Genomic DNA, 21,825 nt, shown 5'->3' on the forward strand with positions numbered 1-21,825 from the left:
AACTCGCTTTCCACGGCATCTACACCTCCCGCAGAACAAAAGCGGAAAGTGTAACCCGTCTGTCCGGTACGAAATGTCACCTATGTCTCGGGCCGCTCATTGTCCTTCAATATCCCGCGCCCGCCCGTGGAATGCTGCCGCCTCCACGGTGGGTGTTGCCGTGACCGCATGGCGCTCTCGCAAAAACTGTAACCAGGACAGTATGGTGCGAGAGGGAAGGCGGCTGGCCGGAATTAAGGCCAAGGGAACCAAGCTCAGGACGCCGCCCCAGCTGATCTGGAACAAGATTCGAACATCGACCCGCGCACCGCGACCGGATACGGCGGGGCATGCCACCCCCTAAAGGTGGCGCGGCTATTCCACGCTGCCGGTGCCGCGGCGCAGGTCGGCCTCGATCTGCAACCGCGTGCCGCCGCCGAACCGGGCGCGGTAGACCTGAAGGTTTTCCATGATCCGCTGCACGTAATTGCGCGTCTCGGAGAACGGAATCAGCTCCACCCAATCGACCGCGTCAACTTTCGGATCGCGCGGATCGCCATAGCGTTCGACCCATTTCTTCACGCTGCCGCGACCGGCATTGTAGGCGGCAAAGGTCATGATGTAGGAGCCGCGATAATCTTCGAGCAGCCCACCGAGTTCGGCCGAGCCGAGCGTGGCGTTGTAGACCGAATCGTTCTTCAACCGGGACAGATCGTAAGTCGCGCCGTGGCGTTTGCAGACGTAGCGTGCGGCGTCCGGCGTCACCTGCATCAGCCCGTAGGCCTGCGCCGGCGAGACCACCGACGGATTGAACGCGCTCTCCTGCCGCGCGATCGCATAGACGATGCTGCGCTCGACCTCGGGCCCGATCGGCGTGAACTGCGGAATGCCGTTGACGGGATAGGCGTAGAAGTCGAACGGCAGGCCGCGATTGAGCGCGGCCTTGCCGAGCAGCAGCATGCCGCGCGCGTCGCGGTAGCGCTGGGTGAGCTCGCCAAGGCCGGCAAGCGCTTCGGGATCGCCGTTCTCGCCCATGTCGGCGAGCAACGGCACTGCCATCTCACGCTCGTCAAGCTCGTAGAGCAGTTGCGCGGCGCGCACGATCTCGAGCCGCTCGGCGCCGCGGCCCCGCGGCTGACTGTTGAGCTCGATCTGGGGCAGTCCGAGTTTTGCGCGCGCGAGCTGGCCGTAATAGCTGGTCGACTGCTCGGCTGCGCGGGCATAGGCGTTGCGCGCCTCCTGCTGGCGGCCCATCGCTTCCGCGGCGCGGCCCTGCCAATAGCCGGCGCGCGCCAGCGTCGTCGGATTGACGCTGCCGACCCCGATCCGGGCGAAATGCTGGGCGGCGGTCGCGGGATCGTTGAGGAAGCGGAGTGCGATCCAGCCCGCGGTAAATTCCTGCTCGGTCTTGTAGATGTCGCGCGAGGGCAGGGCGGCATCGCGCGCGATCAGATAGGCGCTGCGGAATTCCTCGGTGTCGATCATCTTGCGCGCCAGGAGGCGCCGCTCGATCCACCATTCGTCGAGATTGTAGAGCCGGTTCGGATCCTTTGGCGCCGACAGCATGAGCTGCGCCGCTTCGGCAAACTTCTCCTCGCGGCGCAGGAGCTGGATCTTGCTGAAGATGAAGCCGGGATCGTTGTGCAGCTCACGCGGCACGGCGTCGAGCAGCGCGCGCGCGTTGGGCGCCTTCTTGACGGCGGCGATGCGAGCCTTGGCGAGCGCGACATAGCCGGCGCCAAGGCGCTTGGCGGCGCGCAGCGCGGCCTCGTTCTCGCTGCCGTAGAGCAAAGTGTCCATCCGCGCCTTCTGATCGCCTGGCGTCAGCAGGGCGCCGAACTGGTCGAGCGCATTGTTCTCGGTCTCCTCCGACATCGGATCGCTGCGCCAGGCCTCGCGCACCAGCCGCTCGGCGTTGGCGCGGTCGCCGCGCGCCAGCATCGCCTTGGCGAGCGTGAAGCGGCCCTTGGCGGAGATCGGCGACTCATTCTCAAACCACGACCACGCAACTGAATCGTCGCGCCTGTCGTCCCACATCGCGGCCTCCAGGCGTCGGCGGAGGAAAGTCTGCGACGGCCAGCTCGGATTGGCGGACAGGAAGGCGCGGTAGCGCTCCACGGTCGCGCCATTGTCCTCGCTGCGCAGGATGATCCATTCCGCGAGCTTTCGCGCGACGGGATCCGAGATCGAAGCTGCATAATTGGTGGCATCGCCCGCCTTGCGCTTGCGCACGAGCTCGATGACGGTCTCCAGCGTGTCCTTGTCGGCCTGCGAGGTCGACGACGTTGCGGCGACCGCAGCCGGTATGACCGGCTTGCGCGGCGCTGCATGCTGGCGGGTCGCAGGAGCCAGCACGGGAGCTGCGATGGGTTTGGCCGCGGTCGGGGCGGCCGGTCTGACGGTGACCGTCGAAGCCGGGGCGGGTGCGGTTTTGGGCGGCGCCCCGTTGGCGGTCGGTTTTGATGCTGGCGCGGGGGGAGCTGTCGCGGGCTTGGATGCTGCCGCGGGCTTGGACGCTGCTGCCGCGGGCTTGGGCCTGTCCTTTGCGGGTTCCTTGCCGGCGTTCGTCCCAGCGTCCTTGGCAGATTTCTTCGCGGCATCTTTGGCCGGGGCGCTGGCCCCCTTGCTGGTGCCCTTGGCCGTATCCTTCGAAGTTTCCTTGCCGGTTCCCTTGGACGAGTCCTTGGCGGCTGGCCTCGCGGAATTCTTAGCCTCGTCCGCAGTCGTCTCGTTGGGCTTTTCGTTGGACTTGGCCAAGGCAGCACAGCCGACCGACAGCCCTGCCATCAGGCACACGACCAGACCGGTGGATCGCCATGCGGCACGAGGAAGGGAGGTCACGGCGTTTCGTCGCCCCGAATCAGTCAAGTGGCCCAAGATCTAGCTGAATTTGATTGAATATGCGGACAAAATACCAACAGCCGCTTACCTCGGGCCGATTTGCACCATCACCGCGGCAAAATCGCGGCCTAAACAGTGAGTCACACGCGGCGGGCCTTTTACCGGCCGGACAGACCCGATATGAATGGGCCTTGCTCAAGAGATCGCCGCGTACGGAGGAAGTCCATGGCAGCCAAGACGAAATTCCGGGGGTCGTTCACCGCCTTGGTCACGCCGTTCAAGAACGGCTCGCTGGACGAGGCGGCGTTCCGCTCTCTGGTGAATTGGCAGATTTCAGAGGGCACCAACGGCCTGGTCCCGGTCGGCACCACCGGCGAAAGCCCGACGCTCAGCCATGACGAGCACAAGAAGGTCGTCGAATGGTGCATCGCTGAGGCCAAGGGCCGCGTGCCGGTGATCGCGGGCGCCGGCTCCAACTCGACCAAGGAGGCCATCGAGCTCTCCCAGCACGCCGAGAAGGCGGGCGCCGATGCCGTGCTGGTCGTCACGCCCTACTACAACAAGCCAACCCAGGAAGGCATGTATCAGCACTTCAAGGCGATCAACGACGCGATCGGCATTCCCATCATCATCTATAACATTCCGCCGCGCTCGGTGATCGACATGTCGGTCGACACCATGAAGCGGCTGTGGGAGCTGAAGAACATCGCCGGCGTGAAGGACGCCACCGCCAGCATGGTCCGCGTGTCGCAGCAGCGCGCGGCGATGGGCGAGGATTTCAATCAGCTCTCCGGCGAGGACGCGACCATCCTCGGCTACATGGCCCATGGCGGCCATGGCTGCATCTCGGTGACCTCGAACGTCGCGCCGCGCTTGTGTTCGGAGTTCCACGTTGCCTGGCAGAAGGGCGACCATGCCACCGCCTTGAAGCTGCATGACAAGCTGATGCCGCTGCACAACAACCTCTTCATCGAAAGCAATCCGGCGCCGATCAAATACGCGATGTCGCTGCTCGGCAAGCTGGACGAGACGCTGCGGCTGCCGATGGTGCCGGTCTCCGAGCCGACCCGCGTTGCCGTGCGCAGCGCGATGGTGCATGCGGGCCTGATCAACTGACGCGTTGGCCTTCGGGGAGCCTTTCATGAGCGTCGAGGAAAGGGGCACGCGGATGCTCAAGGAGTTCCGCGAGTTCGCCGTGAAGGGGAACGTCGTTGATCTTGCGGTCGGTGTCATCATCGGCGCGGCCTTCGGCGCCATTGTCAACTCGCTGGTCGGCGATGTCATCATGCCGATCATTGGCGCCGTCACCGGCGGACTCGACTTCTCGAACTACTTCACCCCCTTGTCGGCGAAGGTCACAGCCACCAACTTAGCCGATGCGAAAAAGCAAGGCGCCGTACTCGCTTGGGGCAGCTTTCTCACGCTGACGATCAACTTCATCATCATCGCCTTCGTGCTCTTCCTGGTGATCCGCGCCATAAATACCTTGAAGCGCAAGGAGGAGGCGGCACCTGCCGCTCCGCCGAAGCCGTCGGCCGAGGTCGAGCTGCTGACTGAGATCCGTGATCTCCTCAAGAAGTCTTGACGCGCGCGCTTCATCCGACCTGTTAGAATCCGTGCGCATCTTGATCAGGTTTGTCTGCTATGGCCGATAAAAACGAACGTCCGATCAAGGTCATGGCGGAAAATCGCAAGGCCCGCTTCAACTACGCCATCGAGGATACGATCGAGGCGGGCATTGCCCTGACCGGCACCGAGGTCAAGTCGATCCGCAACGGCAAGAGCACGATCGCGGAATCCTATGCCGACTCGAAGAATGGCGAGATCTGGCTGATCAACGCCACCATTCCCGAATATCTCCAGGGCAACCGCTTCAATCACGAGCCCAAACGGCCGCGAAAACTGCTGCTTCACCGCCGAGAGATCAACAAGCTGATGGGCGCGGTCGACCGCGAAGGCATGACGCTGATCCCGCTCAAGCTATACTTCAACGAGCGCGGTCGGGCCAAATTGCAGCTGGCGATTGCAAAAGGCAAGAAGCTGCACGACAAGCGCGAGTCCGAGAAGAAGCGCGATTGGAGCCGGGAGAAGGGCCGCCTGATGCGGGCAAGGGGATAGGGGATGATTCAGAGGAATCTGCTTGAGGTCGATTGGAGCCAGATTCCCGCGCCCGCCGACGACGGCGGCGCCGCGCATCTGACGGGCATGACGTTGCCGCCGATCGGCCTGCGCGCGACGGACGACACGTCAGTCACGCTGTCGGCGCTGCGCGGCCGGACCGTGGTGTTCGCCTATCCCCGCACAGGCGAGCCCGGCAAGATCGCACTGGTCGACGATTGGGACATGATCCCGGGCGCGCGCGGCTGCACCCCGCAGACTTGCGCGTTTCGCGACCTGTTTGCCGATTTGAGGGCGGCTGGCGCCTCGCACGTGTTCGGTCTCTCGACCCAGAGCAACGACTACCAGATCGAGATGGCCTCGCGGCTGCATCTGCCGTTCCCGGTGCTGTCGGACGAGAAGCTGAAGCTGACGCGCGCCCTGAATTTACCGACGATGCAGGTCGCAGGCCTGACGCTGATCAAGCGGCTTGCACTGGTCATCGACGACGCCAGGATCACGCACGTGTTCTACCCGGTGTTTCCGCCGGACCGGAACGCCGGCGATGTGCTCGATTGGCTGAAGGCCAATCCAGCCAGGGGCTAGGTCGAGGCCTAATCGAGGTCGGCCTTCACCTTCGCGAAGACGGACCGGAACATGTCGGGCGTCAGCACCCCTGTGTTGGTGTTGTAGCGGGAGCAGTGATAGCTGTCGTAAAGCTTGACCGCGCCGGCCTGGTGCACGGCGCCGTGGCCGAAGGGAGCTTGCGAGCCCTTCAGATTCAGCGGTTTGAGCACGCTGTCGTGCGCAATCCGCCCGAGCGCGACGATGGCACGCAGGTTCGGCATGCTCGCCAGATTGGCAACGAGAAACCGGCGGCAGGTGGTGATCTCGATCGGAAGCGGCTTGTTCTGCGGCGGCACGCAATGCACGGCATTGGCGATCCGGCAATCGACCAGCTTCAGGCCGTCATCGGGGCGCGCCTGATAGGTGCCCTTGGCGAACCCATATTCGAGCAGCGTCGCGTAAAGGAGATCACCGGCATAGTCGCCGGTGAAGGGACGACCGGTGCGGTTGGCTCCCTGCATCCCCGGCGCAAGGCCGACGATCAGCAGGCGCGCCTTGATGTCACCGAAGGGCGCAACCGGCGCATTGTGCCACGACGGCTCACGCGCGCGGTTGGCCTCGCGAAAGGCGACCAGGCGCGGACAGAGCGGGCAGTCACGGTCGGGAACGACGGTGGAAGGCTGGCGGCTTGGCCGGGCCGCCTCACTCCTCGAAGTCGTCATCGCCCCTCGGCGCCATCGTGGTTGCGCGCTGGAGGAATTGCGGGGCGTGGTGGCGTCCCTCGCGCTCGCCGCGATCACGCGGGGCGGGTCGTTCGGACGGGTCGCGGCCGAGCTTGGATTGCAGCTCGACGAGATCGGTGAAGACGTCGGCCTGACGGCGCAGCTCGTCGGCGATCATCGGCGGCTGGCTGGCAATGGTGGAGACCACGGTGACCCGCACGCCGCGGCGCTGCACGGCCTCGACCAGGGAGCGGAAGTCGCCGTCACCCGAGAACAGCACCATCTGATCGATATGCTCGGCGAGCTCCATGGCGTCCACGGCGAGCTCGATGTCCATGTTACCCTTGACCTTGCGGCGTCCGGAGGCGTCGATGAATTCCTTGGTCGCCTTGGTGACGACGGTGTAGCCGTTATAGTCGAGCCAATCGATCAGCGGGCGAATCGAGGAGTATTCCTGATCCTCGATGATGGCGGTGTAGTAGAACGCCCGAAGCAGAGTCCCGCGGCTCTGAAACTCCTTCAGCAGGCGCTTGTAATCGATGTCGAAGCCCAGAGTTTTCGCCGTCGCGTAGAGATTGGCGCCATCGATGAAGAGCGCGATCTTGTTGGTAGGAGAAAGTGACATTCAGTTTGCTCGCGTAGTGGTCGTGATTGATCGTTTTATTGTTGGCGCGGCGGCAGCAAGCCGCGCAGTTCTAAGGCGCCGTCGAAAACCCGTCGAAACCGCAAATCCGGAGAAGTCGGGGCAATCAAGGTATAGTTATGGCGGACTTCCACACGCCCGGCGTTACCTTCGATGGCAGCCCGGGAAATCACCCATCCCAGCCCCAATGTGGGGGTAGCAGAGCCGTTTGGCGAGGCCAAATCACAAATTGGCCTTGCGAAAACGGCCCGGTCCCTATAACTAGCCCCGATCACCCACATATTTCGTCCCACCCACAACGGAGCGACAGTCCATGGCTCGCGTCACCGTAGAAGATTGTATCGACAAGGTCGACAACCGGTTTGACCTGGTCCTGCTGGCCGCCCACCGCGCCCGCATGATTTCGTCCGGTTCACAACTAACGGTTGATCGCGATAACGACAAGAACCCTGTTGTGTCCTTGCGCGAAATTGCCGAGACGACCATTTCGCCGGAGGACCTCCGCGAGGAGCTGGTGCACTCGCTCCAGAAGTTCGTCGAGGTCGACGAGCCCGAGCCTGATACGGTCCCGCTGATCGGTTCCGCGGGCGCGAGCGTCGATGCGGACGATACCGAGGTCGCCGTCGAACGCATGACCGAAGAGGAGCTCCTAAAGGGTCTCGAAGGCCTCGCACCGCCCGAGGAGCAGCCGGAGGAGGACGAGTAGGTCCTCCCGTCGCAATCATCGACCTCTTGTGATCTTATCAAGGCCCGAACCGTTGTTCGGGCCTTTGCTTTTGTTGGTGTTTTCGTGGTTACCATAGTGTTGTCGGTTCGCGCTGCGCCCTGTCACTGAATTGATCGGACGCGCCGGGGATCGGCGTTAAGATGTATGCAACGGGTCGCGTCGGGGTCCGTTTGAAGGCAGGACGTATGGTGTATCGGCGCTGGAAACCAATGCAGATGCAGGCCGCAACCGAATCGGTTGCCGTGGCCCCGACTGCGCCGGTGGCGCGCCCGGCGAAGCCTCGCGCACGCATGATGCGCCAATATGACCTCGTCGAGCGCGTCAGGTCTTACAATCCCAACACCAACGAAGACCTGCTCAACCGTGCCTATGTCTATGCGATGAAGGCGCACGGCTCGCAGACCCGCGCCTCGGGCGATCCGTATTTCTCGCACCCGCTCGAAGTGGCGGCGATTCTCACCGACCTCAAGCTCGACGACGCCACCATCGTGGCCGCGTTGCTGCACGACACGATCGAGGACACCGAAGCGACACGGGCCGAGATCGACCAGATCTTCGGGCCCGAGATCGGCGCTCTGGTCGAGGGCCTGACCAAGCTGAAGCGGCTGGAGCTGGTGTCGCGGGAGGCCAAACAGGCCGAGAACCTGCGCAAATTGTTGCTGGCCATTGCCGACGATGTCCGAGTGCTTCTGGTCAAGCTCGCCGACCGCCTGCACAACATGCGCACGCTGGACTTCGTGCCGACCGAATCGCGCAGGCGCATTGCCGAGGAGACGCTCGACATCTATGCGCCGCTGGCCGGCCGCATGGGCATGCAGGAAATGCGTGAAGAGCTGGAGGATCTGTCCTTCCGCACGCTCGATCCCGAGGCCTATTCGGTGGTGATGCAGCGGCTCGATGCGCTCGCCGAGCGCAACCGCAATCTGATCGGCGAGATCGAGGACCAGCTCTCCAACAATCTGCGCCACCGGGGGCTGGGCGCACGGGTCTATGGCCGCCGCAAGAAGCCGTTCTCGATCTGGACCAAGATGGAGCGCAAGTCGGTCGGCTTCGAGCAATTGTCCGACATCTTCGGCTTTCGCCTCGTCGTCAGCGACATCGAAGCCTGCTATCGCGCGCTCGGCATCGTCCACACCACCTGGCCGGTCGTGCCGGGGCGTTTCAAGGACTACATCTCGACGCCGAAGCAGAACGACTACCGCTCGATCCACACCACGGTGATCGGCCCCGGCAACCAGCGCGTCGAGCTCCAGATCCGCACCGAGGCGATGGACCAGATCGCCGAGCGCGGCATCGCCGCGCACGTCTTCTATAAGGAGGGCGTAGGCTCGCCGACCGAGTACCTCAAGCGCGAATCCAACGCCTTCGCCTGGCTGCGCCACACCATCGGCATCCTCTCCGAGAGCGCCAATCCCGAGGAATTCCTCGAGCACACCAAGCTCGAGCTATTCCATGATCAGGTGTTCTGCTTCACCCCCAAGGGCAAGCTGATCGCGCTGCCGCGCCATGCCAACGTGATCGACTTCGCCTATGCGGTGCATACCGACGTCGGCAATAGCGCCGTCGGCTGTAAGATCAACGGCAAGTTCGCGCCGCTGTCCTCGGAGCTCCAGAACGGCGACGAGGTCGAGGTGCTGACCTCGGAAGCGCAGTCGGCACCGCCGTCGGCCTGGGAGACGCTCGCGGTCACCGGCAAGGCGCGCGCCGCGATCCGGCGCGCCACGCGCACCGCCATGCGCGATCAATATGTCGGTCTCGGCCGGCGCATCGTCGAGCGCCTGTTCGAGCGCGCCAAGATCGAATATGCCGACGACAAGCTCAAGGGCGCGCTGCCGCGGCTGGCGCGGACCTCGATCGAGGACGTCATGGCGGCGGTCGGGCGCGGCGAGATCAAGGCTTCCCACGTCGCGCGCGCGATGTATCCGGACTACAAGGAGGAGCGCATCGCGCGCTACGGCCTCAAGAAGGGGCTCGCCGCCAAGCTCAAGGAGAAGTCGTCGGAGTCGCCACGCAGCCCGGTCGCCATTCCGATCCGCGGCATCAATTCCGACCTGCCGGTGAAGTTCGCGCCGAACGGTGGCGCCGTGCCCGGCGACCGCATCGTCGGCATCGTGACGCCGGGCGAGGGCATCACGATCTACCCGATCCAGGCGCCGGCCCTGAAGGATTTCGAGGAGGAGCCGGAGCGCTGGCTCGACGTGCGCTGGGACATCGAGGATTCCTTGCCGCAGCGCTTCCCGGCCCGCATCAAGGTCGAGAACGTCAACGAGCCCGGCGCGCTGGCACAGATCGCGACGGTGATCGCCGAGCACGACGGCAACATCGACAATATCAGCATGCAGCGCCGCTCACCTGATTTCACGGAGACGACGATCGACCTCGAAGTCTACGATCTGAAGCATTTGAGCGCGATCCTGGCCCAATTGCGCGCCAAGGCGGTCGTCGCCCGCGTCGAACGTGTTAATGGATAGACGCTTCTCGCATGCGTCTGTCCCCCTGAGCTCGTGAGTCCTGCAATGCCCGCACTTCCGCTCCGCCTCGGCGTCAACGTCGATCATGTCGCGACCCTGCGCAACGCGCGCGGCGGCCGCAATCCCGATCCGGTGCGCGCCGCCCTGGTGGCGATCGAGGCCGGGGCCGATGGCATCACGGCGCATTTGCGTGAGGATCGCCGGCACATCCGCGACGAGGACATGGCGCGGCTGAAGGCGGAGATCTCCAAGCCGCTCAATTTCGAGATGGCGGCGACTGACGACATGATGCGGATCTCGCTCGCCACAAGGCCCCACGCGGTGTGCCTCGTGCCGGAGCGGCGGCAGGAGGTGACGACCGAGGGTGGGTTAGATGTTGTCGGCCAGCACGATGCGCTCGCGCCCTACATCGCGCGGCTGAGCGATGCCGGCATCCGGGTCTCGCTATTCATCGCCGCCGATCCCGCGCAGATCGAGATGGCGGCACGGCTGCGCGCCCCCGTGATCGAGATCCACACCGGCGCCTGGTGCCACGCCGTCGTCGACGGCCAGACCGACAAGGCCGATGCCGAATGGCAGCGGATCGTGGCGGGGGCGAAGCTGGCGAAGGAAGCGGGGCTCGAGGTCCATGCCGGCCACGGGCTCGACTATACGACGGCGGAGACGATCGCGGCCCTGCCTGAGATCATGGAGCTCAACATCGGCTACTACATCATCGGCGAGGCGCTGTTCGTGGGGCTCGCCGAGACCGTGCGCAGCATGCGCGCGGCGATGGACCGCGGCCGGAGCCGGGCATGATCATCGGAATCGGCTCGGACCTGATCGACATCACCCGCGTCGCCAAGGTGATCGAGCGCCATGGCGAGCGCTTCCTCGAACGCATCTTCACCGCGGCCGAGCGGGCCAAGGCGGAGCGGCGCGCCAAGAACGACAAGATGGTGGTGGCGACCTACGCCAAGCGCTTTGCCGCCAAGGAGGCCTGCTCCAAGGCGCTCGGTACCGGGATCCGGCGCGGCGTCTGGTGGCGCGACATGGGGGTAGTCAACTTGCCGGGCGGACGGCCGACCATGCACCTGACCGGCGGCGCCTTGGCTCGGCTTCAGGCCCTGACACCGGAAGGGTTCGAGGCGCGGATCGATGTTTCGATCACAGACGACTGGCCGCTCGCGCAGGCCTTCGTCGTGATTTCCGCCGTCCCGCTGGCCAAGCCCTGACCGGATCCTGTAATCTCATAATTCGTTTGAAATACCAATATCTTATGCAGTTTTGATGCGATCCTTGATTGCGTGGTCTCCGACAACCGTCTAAAAGTCCGTCGACGCAAATCAGGCTGGGTGAATTCGGCTTTACGCCGGAATTGGCCCTCACTATCAGAATCAGGACAATCTCCTTGGGCCGCGAGCCGATCGGCTGTTCGCGGGAGGAGGGCGCTCTGTGACCGCCGGCCGGAATTGAGAGAGCAATGAGCGTGACTTCGGGAACGAAAACTGAGAGCGGTGTCGGCGAAACGATTCGGGTCGTGATCCATGCCCTGCTGATCGCGCTGGTGATCCGCACGTTCCTGTTCCAGCCGTTCAACATCCCGTCCGGTTCGATGAAGGCCACGCTGCTGGTCGGCGACTATCTGTTCGTCTCGAAATATTCCTACGGCTATAGTCACTATTCGATCCCGTTTTCGCCGCCGCTGTTCTCGGGGCGGGTCTGGGGCTCTGACCCCGACCGCGGCGACATTGTCGTGTTTCGGCTGCCCAAGGACGATTCCACCGACTACATCAAGCGCGTGATCGGTCTTCCCGGCGACCGCATCCAGATGCGGGACGGTCTGCTCTACATCAACGACACTCCGGTCGAGCGGCAGCGCATGAGCGAGTTCGTCGGCGAGGATCCGTGCGGCTCCGAAGGCGGGGGCATCTCCCGGGTGAAGCGCTGGAAGGAGACGCTACCGAACGGCGTGTCCTACGAGACGCTGGACTGCGCCGACAACGGCTACATGGACAACACCAACGTCTACACGGTGCCGCCCGGTCACTTCTTCATGATGGGCGACAACCGCGACAACTCGACCGACAGCCGCTTCCTTGGCCAGGTCGGTTATGTACCGCAGGAGAACTTGATCGGCCGCGCGCAGATGATCTTCTTCTCCATCGCCGAAGGCGAGCATGCCTGGATGTTCTGGCGCTGGCCTTGGGCGGTGCGCTGGCATCGTTTCTTCAATATCGTCCGATGAAAGACGAAGCCAAGGACATCGCGACCCCACTGACGGAGGCGCAAGCCGGCCCCGAGGGCGAAGCTGCGACCAAATCGCTTGCGAGCAAGGCGCCCGCGAAGAAGAAGCGGACGCGAAGCAGCAAGGCCAAGGGCGCGGACGCGAACGCGGCGCTCGAGGCGCGTATCGGCCACAGCTTCACTGACCCGAACCTCTTGATGCAGGCGATCACGCATGTCTCGGCACTGAAGTCCGGGCGCAAGCGCGGCGACAGCTATCAGCGCCTGGAATTTCTCGGCGACCACGTGCTCGGGCTGGTCGTCTCCGACATGCTCTATCACACCTTCCCGAACGCCGACGAAGGCGAGCTGTCCAAGCGGCTTGCCGAGCTCGTGCGCAAGGAGAGCTGTGCCGACGTCGCAAAAACGCTCGGTCTGCTCGACGACATCAAGCTCGGCTCGGTCGGCCCCAGCGCCGACGCCCGCCTGCGCAAGAGCGTGCTCGGGGACATCTGCGAGGCCGTGATCGGCGCCGTTTTCCTCGACGGCGGGTACGCGGCGGCGGCCGAATTCGTCAGGCGCAACTGGACCGAGCGCATGCACAAGCCGCGCCGGCCCTTGCGCGACCCCAAGACCGTGCTCCAGGAATGGGCGCAGGGGAAAGGCTTGCCGACCCCGGTCTACCGCGAGGTCGAGCGTACCGGCCCGCATCACGATCCGCAATTCCGGGTTGCCGTCGACCTGCCGGGATTGGCCCCGGCCGAAGGCATCGGCGGCAGCAAGCGTGCGGCAGAGAAGGTGGCGGCTTCAGTGATGATCGAACGCGAAGGCGTTGGCGGCGGCAATGACGGCTGAAGCAAGCGGCGAGGCGCCTACCGCTACGCGCTGCGGCTTCGTTGCGCTGATCGGCGCGCCGAATGTCGGGAAGTCCACGCTGACGAACGCGCTGGTCGGCGCCAAGGTTACGATCGTCTCGCGCAAGGTGCAGACCACGCGCGCGCTGATCCGCGGCATCGTGATCGAGAACAACGCGCAGATCATCCTGGTCGACACGCCCGGTATCTTCTCGCCGAAGCGCCGGCTCGACCGTGCCATGGTCTCGACCGCCTGGAGCGGGGCTCACGACGCCGATCTCGTCTGCGTGCTACTCGATGCCAAGACCGGGATCGACGAGGAGGCCGAGGCGATCCTCGCCAAGGCGGCCAGCGTCAACCACGAGAAGATCCTGGTGATCAACAAGGTCGACCTGGTCCAGCGCGAGAAGCTGTTGGCTCTGGCCCAGGCCGCCAACGAGCGCATGAAATTCGCGAAGACCTTCATGATTGCGGCGATCTCGGGCGACGGCGTCGACGACATCCGCACGACGCTGGCCGAGATGGTGCCTCCTGGTCCATTCCTCTATCCCGAGGACCAGATGTCGGACGCGCCGATGCGGCAGCTAGCTTCCGAAATCACGCGCGAAAAAATCTATCAGAAGCTGCACCAGGAATTGCCCTACCAGTCCACGGTCGAGACCGACAAGTGGGAGGAGCGCAAGGACAAGTCGGTGCGCATCGAGCAGACCATCTTCGTCGAGCGCGAAAGCCAGCGCAAGATCGTGCTCGGCAAGGGCGGCGCCACCATCAAGTCGATCGGCGCCGACTCGCGCAAAGAACTGATGCAGATCCTGGATGTACCGGTGCATCTGTTCCTGTTCGTCAAGGTGCGCGAGAACTGGGGCGACGATCCCGATCGCTATCGCGAGATGGGCCTGGACTTCCCCAAGGAATAACCAAGAACAGATCGGTATCCGATGAGCGTGCCCAGCAACGTCCGGCGCTTCGAAGCGCTGCTCTATGCATCGTTGATGCTGGATGCCCTGTCGGTCGCGGTGCAGGACCGCACGCCCAACGCCGAGATGGCCGAGCAAATGATCATGACCGCCACCCTGCTCGCCGGCGGCATGATCCTGCTTCTCGTCTATTTCGTCTGGCTCGCCGCGCATGGACGCAAGAACTGGCCGCGCTGGGTGCTTGCGGCAGCCCTCGTGCTGTCGGTGATCTCGCTCGGCCAGATCATCGGCGAGAAGGGCATGGAGCTCGACAGCGCCATCGAGATCGTCTCCTGCGTGCTGACGACGATGGGCCTGTATTTCTCCTTCACGGGCGATGCACAGGGCTGGTTCAACGCCTAGCGTCTCGCGCGACGCCGCAGGGTGGGTTACACTTCCTGCCATGGAATGGACCGACGAAGGCATCGTGCTGGGGGTGCGCCGGCATGGCGAGAGCAGCGCCATCGTCGAGCTGTTGACGCGCGCGCACGGCCGGCATCTTGGTCTCGTCCGCGGCGGTGCCGGCTCGCGGATGCGGCCGCTTTTGCAGCCGGGGAACAGCGTCAGTGCGGTGTGGCGGGCGCGGCTCGACGAGCATCTCGGCACCTATGCGATCGAGGGATTGAAGCTGCGCGCGGCGACGCTGCTGGCATCGTCCCACGGGGTCTACGGCGTTACCCATCTCGCTTCGATCGCGCGGCTGCTGCCCGAGCGCGATCCGCATGAGGCGATCTTTGCTCTGCTCGAACATTCGCTCGATGATTTCGACGATATCGGCGGCGCCGCCGTGCACGTCATCCATTTCGAGCTGGCGATGCTGGCCGAACTCGGCTTTGGGCTGGCGCTGGAGAATTGCGCGGTAACCGGGGAGACCACGGACCTGATCTATGTCTCGCCCAAATCCGGCGGCGCGGTCTCGCGCGGCGCGGGCGAGCCCTGGCGCGACCGGCTGTTGCGGCTGCCGCCATTCCTGCGCCAGGGCGAGGTGCACACCGACCTTACCGAGCAGGATCTCCAGGACGGCTTTCGGCTCACCGGTTTGTTCCTGCTGCGCCACGTGCTGGAGCCGCGCGGGCAGGGCCATTCCGACGCGCGCGCCGGATTTATCAACGCCTTGATGCGGCAGCAGGGAAGGGCGGAGATTCCGGTGCCATGATTAAATAGCGCCTCTGCCTGCCAACCTACCTAAAAGTTCCCGGGAACCAAATCTTGGCCGGCCGAATTGACCCGCGGTTCCACAGCGGGGTTAGCCTAAATGTTGATCAGGGGATTCGCCTTGTCGGCGGCGCTGCTCGCGTGCGCGCCTGATGCAATGGCCGGCGAGCCGCAACATGGCGTGTTTCGTCGGGCATCCTGCACCGTCATTCGGTATTATGTGGCCAAAATATTCGGTTGCAGCCGCAGAGGCATGGGCGCGGTCCAAGGGCGCGAGCGAGGCTGAGATCGAGACCGCCCGGCGTTGCCTGGCCAATGCACCGGCCAGCACGCAGGCTCAGAATCCGCAAACCACCCAGCCTGTGACCGCCGGCTGGGCGGGGCACTAGCCACCCCCAAGGAACCAATCCATCCTTGCCCGATTCGCTTCCACGGTTTAACCGGGCGGCATGGGAAAACGAATCGTTCCGCCGGAAGAACCGGCCGAAATTCACGAGGTGCCGCTGCGTGAAGCGCTGGAAGAGCGCTATCTCGCCTATGCGCTCTCCACCATCATGCACCGTGCGTTGCCGGACGCGCGCGACGGCCTGAAGCCGGTGCACCGGCGCATCCTCTATGGCATGCGCCTGCTCCGGCTCGACCCCGGTACGGCGTTCAAGAAATCCGCAAAGATCGTCGGCGACGTGATGGGCTCGTTCCATCCGCATGGCGACCAGGCCATCTACGACGCCATGGTCCGCCTCGCGCAGGACTTCTCCTCGCGTTACCCGCTGGTCGACGGCCAGGGCAATTTCGGCAATATCGACGGCGATAACCCGGCTGCCTACCGTTACACCGAAGCGCGCATGACCGACGTCGCGCGTCTTCTGCTCGATGGTATCGACGAGGACGGGGTCGAGTTCCGCGCCAATTACGACGGCCAGTCGAAGGAGCCGATCGTCCTGCCCGGCGGCTTCCCCAACCTGCTTGCCAACGGCGCGCAAGGAATCGCGGTCGGCATGGCGACCTCGATCCCGCCGCACAACGCCGCCGAGCTGTGCGACGCCGCGCTGCATCTGATCGAGAAGCCCGACGCGAAATCCAAGGCGCTGCTGAAGTGGGTTAAGGGTCCGGATTTCCCGACCGGCGGCATCATCGTCGATTCCAAGCAGGCAATCGCCGAGGCGTACACGACGGGCCGCGGTTCGTTCCGCGTGCGTGCGCGGTGGGAGCAGGAGGAGGGCGCTCGCGGCACCTGGGTGGTCGTGGTCACCGAGATCCCCTGGCTGGTGCAGAAGTCGCGGATGGTGGAGAGGATCGCCGAGCTGTTGGACCAGAAGAAGCTCCCGCTGGTCGGTGATGTCAGGGACGAATCGGCCGAGGACGTCCGTCTCGTCATCGAGCCGAAGTCGAAGAACGTCGATCCCGCGCTGATGATGGAGTCGCTGTTCCGGCTGACGGAGCTTGAAAGCAAGATCCCGCTGAACCTGAACGTGCTGATCAAGGGCAAGGTGCCCAAGGTGGTCGGCCTGGCCGAGTGCTTGCGCGAGTGGCTCGACCATCTGCGCGACGTGCTGATCCGCCGCAACAATCACCGCAAGGCGCAGATCGAGCACCGGCTGGAAGTGCTCGGCGGCCTCCTGATCGCCTATCTGAACATCGACAAGGTGATCAAGATCATCCGCACCGAGGATGAGCCGAAGCCCGAGCTGATGAAGGCGTTCAAGCTCACCGAGGTGCAGACTGAAGCCATTCTCAATATGCGGCTGCGCAGTTTGCGCAAGCTCGAGGAGATGGAGATCCGCACCGAGGACAAGAACCTGCGCGCCGAGCTCAAGGGCATCAATGCGGTGCTCGCCTCGGAAGCCGAGCAATGGAAAAAGGTCGGCGAGCAGGTCGGCAAGGTCCGCGACATGTTCGGGCCGAAGACGCCGCTCGGCAAGCGCCGCACCACCTTTGCCGACGCACCCGAGCACGATCTCGCCGCGATCGAGGAAGCCTTTGTCGAGCGCGAGCCGGTGACGGTCGTGGTCTCTGACAAGGGCTGGATCCGCACCATGAAGGGTCATGTTGAGGATCTCTCGGGCCTTGCCTTCAAGCAGGACGACAAGCTCGGTTTCGCCTTCTTTGCGGAGACGACCTCGAAGCTGCTGCTGTTCGCCACCAACGGCAAGTTCTACTCGCTCGATGTGGCGAAGCTGCCCGGGGGCCGCGGCCACGGCGAACCGATCCGCCTGTTCATCGACCTCGAGCAGGAGGCTGCGCCGGTTGCGCTGTTCGTCAACAAGGGCGGGCGCAAATTCCTGGTCGCGAGCCACGAAGGCCAGGGTTTTGTGGTCAACGAGGACGATTGCGTCGGCACCACCAAGAAGGGCAAGCAGGTCCTCAACGTCGAGATGCCGAACGAGGCACGCGCGATCACCGAGGTAACAGGCGACACCGTTGCTGTCATCGGCGAGAACCGCAAGATGCTGATCTTCCCGCTCGACCAGGTCCCCGAGATGGCCCGCGGCCGGGGCACGCGCTTGCAGAAATACAAGGACGGCGGCCTCTCCGACGTCGCGGTATTCGATGCCAAGGCGGGGCTGACCTGGAAGGACTCCGCGGGGCGCGAATTCTCGGCAACGATGAAAGAGCTCGCCGAATGGCAAGGCAACCGCGCCGATGCCGGCCGTCTGGCACCGAAGGGGTTTCCGAAGTCGAACAAGTTCGGCCGGGTGATCGGGTAGGGCGGCTCTCGCCACAACGCCGGTGTCATGCTCCGCGAAACCGGGGCATCCAGTACGCCGCAGCTTCTCGGTCCGATCACGACCTTCTCTGAAATACTGGATCGCCCGGTCAAGCCGGGCGATGACAGCGAGGGGGCTAGACCACCTCCGATACAATTTTCAAACAGCAGAGGAGCGTTCTCATTCTCGCGGCTCATCTCGCCCGAGCTTTGCTTCACGGCGCGCCCCTCGGAAATACAAGGGCGCAGGGAAGGCCGGGCGCCGGCGGCACCCGAGTCCGTGTGCGATGGAAATGCACACGGGGTGGACAACAGGTGATGCCGGTCGCCCGGCCTTCCCTGCGCGAATGGTTTTAACGGTGTCCTTCGTGCTCTCCTCGGGGAGCGATGCACTGTTGCCCCCGTCGCCATGCGGATGACTGATGCGCGGGCCCGGTCGGGCCGCTACATCACCACAGGACTTGACGCACAGACCGCGGGCGTCAGGACCACACGACTTCTCCGTCCGCGCACGTCTTCGCTGGGAATCCGAGGGGTGGCGTGTGCTCGCCCCCGAACCCATGCGAAGACGCTGTCAGCGCCGTGTCGTTCGCGCGAAGGCATTGCTCACGGCTGAAGCCGCCCTGCAATGCCTGTTACGCTCGACGCCGTCGCGTCCATCGCTGCCCAGCCCGCGGTTCGTGACGATCGCGATCCGCCCCTTGTCTCGGGCCAGGGTGCTTTGCGTATACGACAAATCCGAATTTCGGTAAAGTGGAATATTTCGCGAAGCGGGCTTGACAGGCGAGGGTGCGGAAGTGGTCAGCTGTTTTGCCCGACGGGTGCTGGCCGACGGGTGCGCTGTGACGAGCCTTTGACCCGCAGCTTGCAATGATGCGACGGCGGAAGGCTACAAAACTGTCCCTCATGGAGTGACGAAGCTCGACGTCGGAACCATAGGTTCGTTGCTACGTTTTCCCGGGCATGGAATGCCCCCGTTCCATGGAGAGGCACCAGCTCGCATTCCATTGCCCACGAACTGGTGCCTTTCTCGATCGCAAATGGAGCGAACCTCGTGTTTGGTCAGCAACAATGAAATGGATGCTCGTGGTCTTGGTTGGCGGTATCGCGCCGGTGAACACCGACTTGTTTTCGACAAGTTCGCGGATTGCCTCTCAGCCGAAGAGCAAATGTGGAAGCACTATCGGAGAAATTCGATGAAATTCTCTTTGGCGATCCTCAGCCTTCTTGGACTACTCACATCGGCCGCGCTAGCCGACCCCTGGAAGGACGAAAGCGGTAAGCATCGCTGGAGCTACGATCGTGGTCCCTACCGCGCCTACAATTACGATCGCGAATACAAGCAAGAATACCGTCATGGCCCCTGCAAGATCGAACGAAAGTGGGGCAAGCACGGCGAATACAAAGAAGAGACGAAGTGCAAGGGCTACCGCGACTGACCTGACTGAGTTGGTCCTTCCAGATCACGCCTCGATAACGTGGGTCTCAGCTTGGCGCCAGCCTCGGAGCTGAGGCTTTTTTGTCGCCTGTGTACATTTTTGTACAAGCACCGGAACGCAGGCCGAGTTTCTGAGTCATCTCACGGGGACCTCGATCGGATAGAAAAGACGTGCCGCGTTACACCTCCTTCGCCCGAGAGGCGGCAGCAACGTTCCTGCGAATGGAAAAACGACAAAGGACCCGCAGGTCGCGTCGGGATTGGTCCAGCGAGCGGCCGACCTGAAGGACCGCACGGGTGAGCTGCCCCCGGTTGATATTGAGGCCGCCACGGAGCCAAAGAAGCCACTAACGCGGAACTGAAGCCTGCCCCATTGGCCCTTTCGCTTCGAAACCCGCCGGGCCCCAGCTCGGCAACGGGGATGAAGCTGGGGTGCCCTCAAGAGAGATTCCGGTCGTGCTCCTTTGGTTCAGGAACATGACGGGCGGGCTACTGTTCGTGCAGGAACCTTGCCCTACCTGAGATGTTTCGAAAGCAACGCAACTCCCCAGGAGGAGGCTCACATGAGAACCCTGTTACTGGCTAGTATACTGGCGATTGCGGGTTTCGCTGTCGCCGCGCCGATCTCTATTGCACCGGCATCAGCTCAAGTTGCCGTTGATACTCCGTTTGGCGGCGTAAGAGTGGGGCCGGAGCGGCGTTACTACCGAGAGTATGATCGGCCCGCTTATCGCGCCTACGGATATGATCGCGGATATCGCGGTGACTGCCGCACCGTCACGATCGAGCGCGACGACGGTTCGGTCCGCAGGATCCGCCGTTGTGACTAGCGGTATCGGACCAGAAGATTGACCTCGGGTGCTTACTAAGAGGATCCGGGGGCACTATTCACTTAGAGGGCCGCTTCAGTTGGCGGCCTCTTTCATGTCGTGAATGTCGCCTGCTGGACCCAGAACGGAGTTGGACTCAGATGCGCACCTCAGCAGGTTGTCACCGACAGAGTTGCGGGATGTGATCCGACGAGCTTTGGCAGGTCAACAGGTTTGTGCCACCGGGCTCACACCTGTAAATCGCTCCGGAATAATATTGGCGTCGTACCCGCTACAGAAGACAAAAAGTTATCCTCTGCCGGATCAGCTCGTCGGCAATTGGGTAAGCCGCCTCATTGTGAAGGTGGCGCCGTATGGTCATCTGAAGGAGTACCCAATAAGCATCCTTCTGAAGCCACTTGCTCCCGCGCAGCTAGTTACGGCCGTTTCGCAGCTTTTCAACATCGGGCTCGCCGACCTGATGATCCAGTCAGATACTCAATAACTCAATAAGATGGGCGCAAGATCGCGGTCCCATCACCACAGCGACCGCACGCTGAGGGCCATGTCGCGTCCTGGGCTGGTGCTCCTGAACGGCATCCTCTAATGGGCAAAGCGGAAGTCGCCCGCTCGAGCATTATCGAGGGCTCCTGACCCCTCCGGACATCGGGGTTCGAGCTGCCGCGGCGCAGCGGTTAACGGCTTCGGCATCTGCCGATTGTCGGCAAAGCATATTCCCGATCCTAGTCGGTGTCGTCCTCGGCACCACGCGAATGCCCGCTGGCCTGCAGCACCCGTGCGGTGTGGCCTTCCGGTCAGGGGACTCGGGGCGTATTCTAGAAGGCAGGAGTAGCCAGCTCCGGAGGACCAATGTTGCATTGGATTGAGTCCCATTCGATTCTCGGCATCATGCTTCTTGTATTCGGCTTCTGTTACGTGTTGACGATTGCGATTTTCGGCGCAGCGGCAATCCTGTCCCGGCGCGCAGTGGTGAGGGAGCTGAAGGCGGCCTCGCCTGTGACGTTGACGCCTCTAGCGGTTATCCTGGCCCTGCTCCTCGCCTTCCTGTCCTCGCGTGTATGGACAAATGTCGATCGCGCCGGGGAATATGTCGGTCAGGAAGCCAGTGCTCTCCGACAGGCCCTGCTCCTCGCGGATGCTTTGCCACCGGATGTTCGGAACAATCTGCGCGATAGCCTCAAGCGCCACCTTCATTTCATCGAAACGCAGGATTGGCCAGCGATGGGCAGGGGCGAAGCCACCTTGCAAGCAATCCCGACTGGATTGACTGACGCGATGGCGGCGGTCCTTTCCTTTACGCCCGCACAACCCGCTCAGCAACTGGCCCAGGAGCGCGCTTTGGTGGCGATCGAACATGCGTTTGAAGTCCGGCGAGATAGAATTCGGCTCAGCCAGCTTCAGATCGCGCCGATCCAGTGGGCAGTCATCGTTGCCTTGACGATGCTGATCCTCGTGACGATCGCAATGATACATATCGATAATCGAACGGCGATGGCGGCGACCCTGTTGATCTTTTCAACGGCAGTCGCTGTGTGCCTCGTCCTGCTCATGGTCTACGACCGGCCTTTTGGCTTTGGAGGCGTGTCCATGGCACCGACAGCGTTTCGAGAGGTCGCTGTGGACTGACACCCTA

General features: G+C 63.4%; 19 protein-coding genes. 16 read left to right on the top strand and 3 right to left on the bottom strand.

The window, feature by feature from the left end:
- Window positions 1–354: 354 nt before the first annotated feature.
- Window positions 355–2,766 (bottom strand): lytic transglycosylase domain-containing protein, encoded by a 2,412-nt coding sequence (locus tag IVA98_RS35890; RefSeq protein WP_247337426.1) that lies wholly within the window; start codon window positions 2,764–2,766, stop codon window positions 355–357.
- Window positions 2,767–3,045: 279 nt separating this feature from the next.
- Between IVA98_RS35890 and dapA the strand changes: the two genes are divergently transcribed.
- Genes dapA through IVA98_RS35910 form a run of 4 tightly spaced genes read left to right on the top strand, consistent with a single transcriptional unit; the run spans window position 3,046 to window position 5,523 of the window.
- Window positions 3,046–3,936: a 4-hydroxy-tetrahydrodipicolinate synthase gene (gene dapA, locus IVA98_RS35895; protein ID WP_247356777.1), complete on the top strand. Its 891-nt coding sequence runs from the start codon at window positions 3,046–3,048 to the stop codon at window positions 3,934–3,936.
- Between the two features lie 52 nt (window positions 3,937–3,988).
- A complete protein-coding gene (gene mscL, locus IVA98_RS35900) occupies window positions 3,989–4,405 on the top strand; it encodes a large conductance mechanosensitive channel protein MscL (RefSeq protein ID WP_247356890.1) in 417 nt (138 codons plus the stop codon).
- A 59-nt stretch (window positions 4,406–4,464) separates the two neighbouring features.
- A complete protein-coding gene (gene smpB / locus IVA98_RS35905) occupies window positions 4,465–4,938 on the top strand; it encodes an SsrA-binding protein SmpB (RefSeq protein WP_247299684.1) in 474 nt (157 codons plus the stop codon).
- A gap of 3 nt (window positions 4,939–4,941) precedes the next feature.
- Complete coding sequence (locus tag IVA98_RS35910) at window positions 4,942–5,523, top strand: peroxiredoxin (protein WP_247356779.1); 582 nt, start codon at window positions 4,942–4,944, stop codon at window positions 5,521–5,523.
- Between the two features lie 8 nt (window positions 5,524–5,531).
- Here IVA98_RS35910 and IVA98_RS35915 read toward each other — a convergent pair whose 3' ends face one another.
- Window positions 5,532–6,206, bottom strand: coding sequence for a uracil-DNA glycosylase (locus IVA98_RS35915; RefSeq protein WP_247356781.1), 675 nt, complete (start codon window positions 6,204–6,206; stop codon window positions 5,532–5,534).
- Window positions 6,187–6,831, bottom strand: coding sequence for a LabA-like NYN domain-containing protein (locus tag IVA98_RS35920; RefSeq protein ID WP_128933338.1), 645 nt, complete (start codon window positions 6,829–6,831; stop codon window positions 6,187–6,189). Before IVA98_RS35920 ends, IVA98_RS35915 begins: the two co-directional genes overlap by 20 nt.
- 331 nt (window positions 6,832–7,162) lie before the next feature.
- On the opposite strand from IVA98_RS35920, the gene rpoZ reads away from it, so the two are divergent.
- From rpoZ to IVA98_RS35985, 12 genes are all read left to right on the top strand, one after another.
- Window positions 7,163–7,555, top strand: a complete 393-nt coding sequence (gene rpoZ / locus IVA98_RS35925) for a DNA-directed RNA polymerase subunit omega (RefSeq protein WP_007603391.1) — start codon at window positions 7,163–7,165, stop codon at window positions 7,553–7,555.
- A gap of 206 nt (window positions 7,556–7,761) precedes the next feature.
- Window positions 7,762–10,047, top strand: coding sequence for a RelA/SpoT family protein (locus IVA98_RS35930; RefSeq protein WP_247337428.1), 2,286 nt, complete (start codon window positions 7,762–7,764; stop codon window positions 10,045–10,047).
- A gap of 45 nt (window positions 10,048–10,092) precedes the next feature.
- Entirely contained in the window at window positions 10,093–10,845 is a 753-nt protein-coding gene (locus tag IVA98_RS35935; RefSeq protein ID WP_247356791.1) for a pyridoxine 5'-phosphate synthase, read from the top strand.
- The gene (acpS, locus tag IVA98_RS35940) at window positions 10,842–11,261 is read left to right on the top strand and encodes a holo-ACP synthase (protein WP_247356794.1); all 420 of its coding nucleotides are present in this window, start codon (window positions 10,842–10,844) and stop codon (window positions 11,259–11,261) included. The genes IVA98_RS35935 and acpS overlap by 4 nt, the downstream gene beginning before the upstream one ends.
- A gap of 248 nt (window positions 11,262–11,509) precedes the next feature.
- Window positions 11,510–12,274, top strand: coding sequence for a signal peptidase I (lepB, locus tag IVA98_RS35945; protein WP_247356797.1), 765 nt, complete (start codon window positions 11,510–11,512; stop codon window positions 12,272–12,274).
- On the top strand, window positions 12,271–13,107 hold the full coding sequence (gene rnc / locus IVA98_RS35950; RefSeq protein ID WP_247356825.1) for a ribonuclease III: 837 nt from the start codon (window positions 12,271–12,273) through the stop codon (window positions 13,105–13,107). The genes lepB and rnc overlap by 4 nt, the downstream gene beginning before the upstream one ends.
- Window positions 13,097–14,023, top strand: coding sequence for a GTPase Era (gene era / locus IVA98_RS35955; RefSeq protein WP_247356828.1), 927 nt, complete (start codon window positions 13,097–13,099; stop codon window positions 14,021–14,023). Before rnc ends, era begins: the two co-directional genes overlap by 11 nt.
- Window positions 14,024–14,044: 21 nt before the next feature.
- Window positions 14,045–14,425 (top strand): hypothetical protein, encoded by a 381-nt coding sequence (locus tag IVA98_RS35960; protein ID WP_247299667.1) that lies wholly within the window; start codon window positions 14,045–14,047, stop codon window positions 14,423–14,425.
- A 40-nt stretch (window positions 14,426–14,465) separates the two neighbouring features.
- Window positions 14,466–15,218: a DNA repair protein RecO gene (gene recO / locus IVA98_RS35965; RefSeq protein WP_247299664.1), complete on the top strand. Its 753-nt coding sequence runs from the start codon at window positions 14,466–14,468 to the stop codon at window positions 15,216–15,218.
- Between the two features lie 448 nt (window positions 15,219–15,666).
- On the top strand, window positions 15,667–17,925 hold the full coding sequence (parC, locus tag IVA98_RS35975; RefSeq protein ID WP_247299659.1) for a DNA topoisomerase IV subunit A: 2,259 nt from the start codon (window positions 15,667–15,669) through the stop codon (window positions 17,923–17,925).
- Between the two features lie 1,195 nt (window positions 17,926–19,120).
- Window positions 19,121–19,363, top strand: a complete 243-nt coding sequence (locus IVA98_RS35980; protein WP_247299657.1) for a hypothetical protein — start codon at window positions 19,121–19,123, stop codon at window positions 19,361–19,363.
- Window positions 19,364–21,041: 1,678 nt separating this feature from the next.
- Window positions 21,042–21,818 carry a bestrophin-like domain gene (locus tag IVA98_RS35985; RefSeq protein WP_247356830.1) on the top strand — a complete coding sequence of 259 codons (777 nt, stop codon included), beginning with the start codon at window positions 21,042–21,044 and terminating at the stop codon, window positions 21,816–21,818.
- Window positions 21,819–21,825: the final 7 nt, after the last annotated feature.

It is taken from the genome of Bradyrhizobium sp. 160 (assembly GCF_023073735.1).
GTDB lineage: Bacteria > Pseudomonadota > Alphaproteobacteria > Rhizobiales > Xanthobacteraceae > Bradyrhizobium.

Bases quoted from the DNA above. Each gene is read 5' to 3' on its own strand.
- IVA98_RS35890 (WP_247337426.1), bottom strand. From the start codon at position 2,766: ATGGCAGGGCTGTCGGTCGGCTGTGCTGCCTTGGCCAAGTCCAACGAA.
- dapA (WP_247356777.1), top strand. From the start codon at position 3,046: ATGGCAGCCAAGACGAAATTCCGGGGGTCGTTCACCGCCTTGGTCACG.
- mscL (WP_247356890.1), top strand. From the start codon at position 3,989: ATGCTCAAGGAGTTCCGCGAGTTCGCCGTGAAGGGGAACGTCGTTGAT.
- smpB (WP_247299684.1), top strand. From the start codon at position 4,465: ATGGCCGATAAAAACGAACGTCCGATCAAGGTCATGGCGGAAAATCGC.
- IVA98_RS35910 (WP_247356779.1), top strand. From the start codon at position 4,942: ATGATTCAGAGGAATCTGCTTGAGGTCGATTGGAGCCAGATTCCCGCG.
- IVA98_RS35915 (WP_247356781.1), bottom strand. From the start codon at position 6,206: ATGACGACTTCGAGGAGTGAGGCGGCCCGGCCAAGCCGCCAGCCTTCC.
- IVA98_RS35920 (WP_128933338.1), bottom strand. From the start codon at position 6,831: ATGTCACTTTCTCCTACCAACAAGATCGCGCTCTTCATCGATGGCGCC.
- rpoZ (WP_007603391.1), top strand. From the start codon at position 7,163: ATGGCTCGCGTCACCGTAGAAGATTGTATCGACAAGGTCGACAACCGG.
- IVA98_RS35930 (WP_247337428.1), top strand. From the start codon at position 7,762: ATGGTGTATCGGCGCTGGAAACCAATGCAGATGCAGGCCGCAACCGAA.
- IVA98_RS35935 (WP_247356791.1), top strand. From the start codon at position 10,093: ATGCCCGCACTTCCGCTCCGCCTCGGCGTCAACGTCGATCATGTCGCG.
- acpS (WP_247356794.1), top strand. From the start codon at position 10,842: ATGATCATCGGAATCGGCTCGGACCTGATCGACATCACCCGCGTCGCC.
- lepB (WP_247356797.1), top strand. From the start codon at position 11,510: ATGAGCGTGACTTCGGGAACGAAAACTGAGAGCGGTGTCGGCGAAACG.
- rnc (WP_247356825.1), top strand. From the start codon at position 12,271: ATGAAAGACGAAGCCAAGGACATCGCGACCCCACTGACGGAGGCGCAA.
- era (WP_247356828.1), top strand. From the start codon at position 13,097: ATGACGGCTGAAGCAAGCGGCGAGGCGCCTACCGCTACGCGCTGCGGC.
- IVA98_RS35960 (WP_247299667.1), top strand. From the start codon at position 14,045: ATGAGCGTGCCCAGCAACGTCCGGCGCTTCGAAGCGCTGCTCTATGCA.
- recO (WP_247299664.1), top strand. From the start codon at position 14,466: ATGGAATGGACCGACGAAGGCATCGTGCTGGGGGTGCGCCGGCATGGC.
- parC (WP_247299659.1), top strand. From the start codon at position 15,667: ATGGGAAAACGAATCGTTCCGCCGGAAGAACCGGCCGAAATTCACGAG.
- IVA98_RS35980 (WP_247299657.1), top strand. From the start codon at position 19,121: ATGAAATTCTCTTTGGCGATCCTCAGCCTTCTTGGACTACTCACATCG.
- IVA98_RS35985 (WP_247356830.1), top strand. From the start codon at position 21,042: ATGTTGCATTGGATTGAGTCCCATTCGATTCTCGGCATCATGCTTCTT.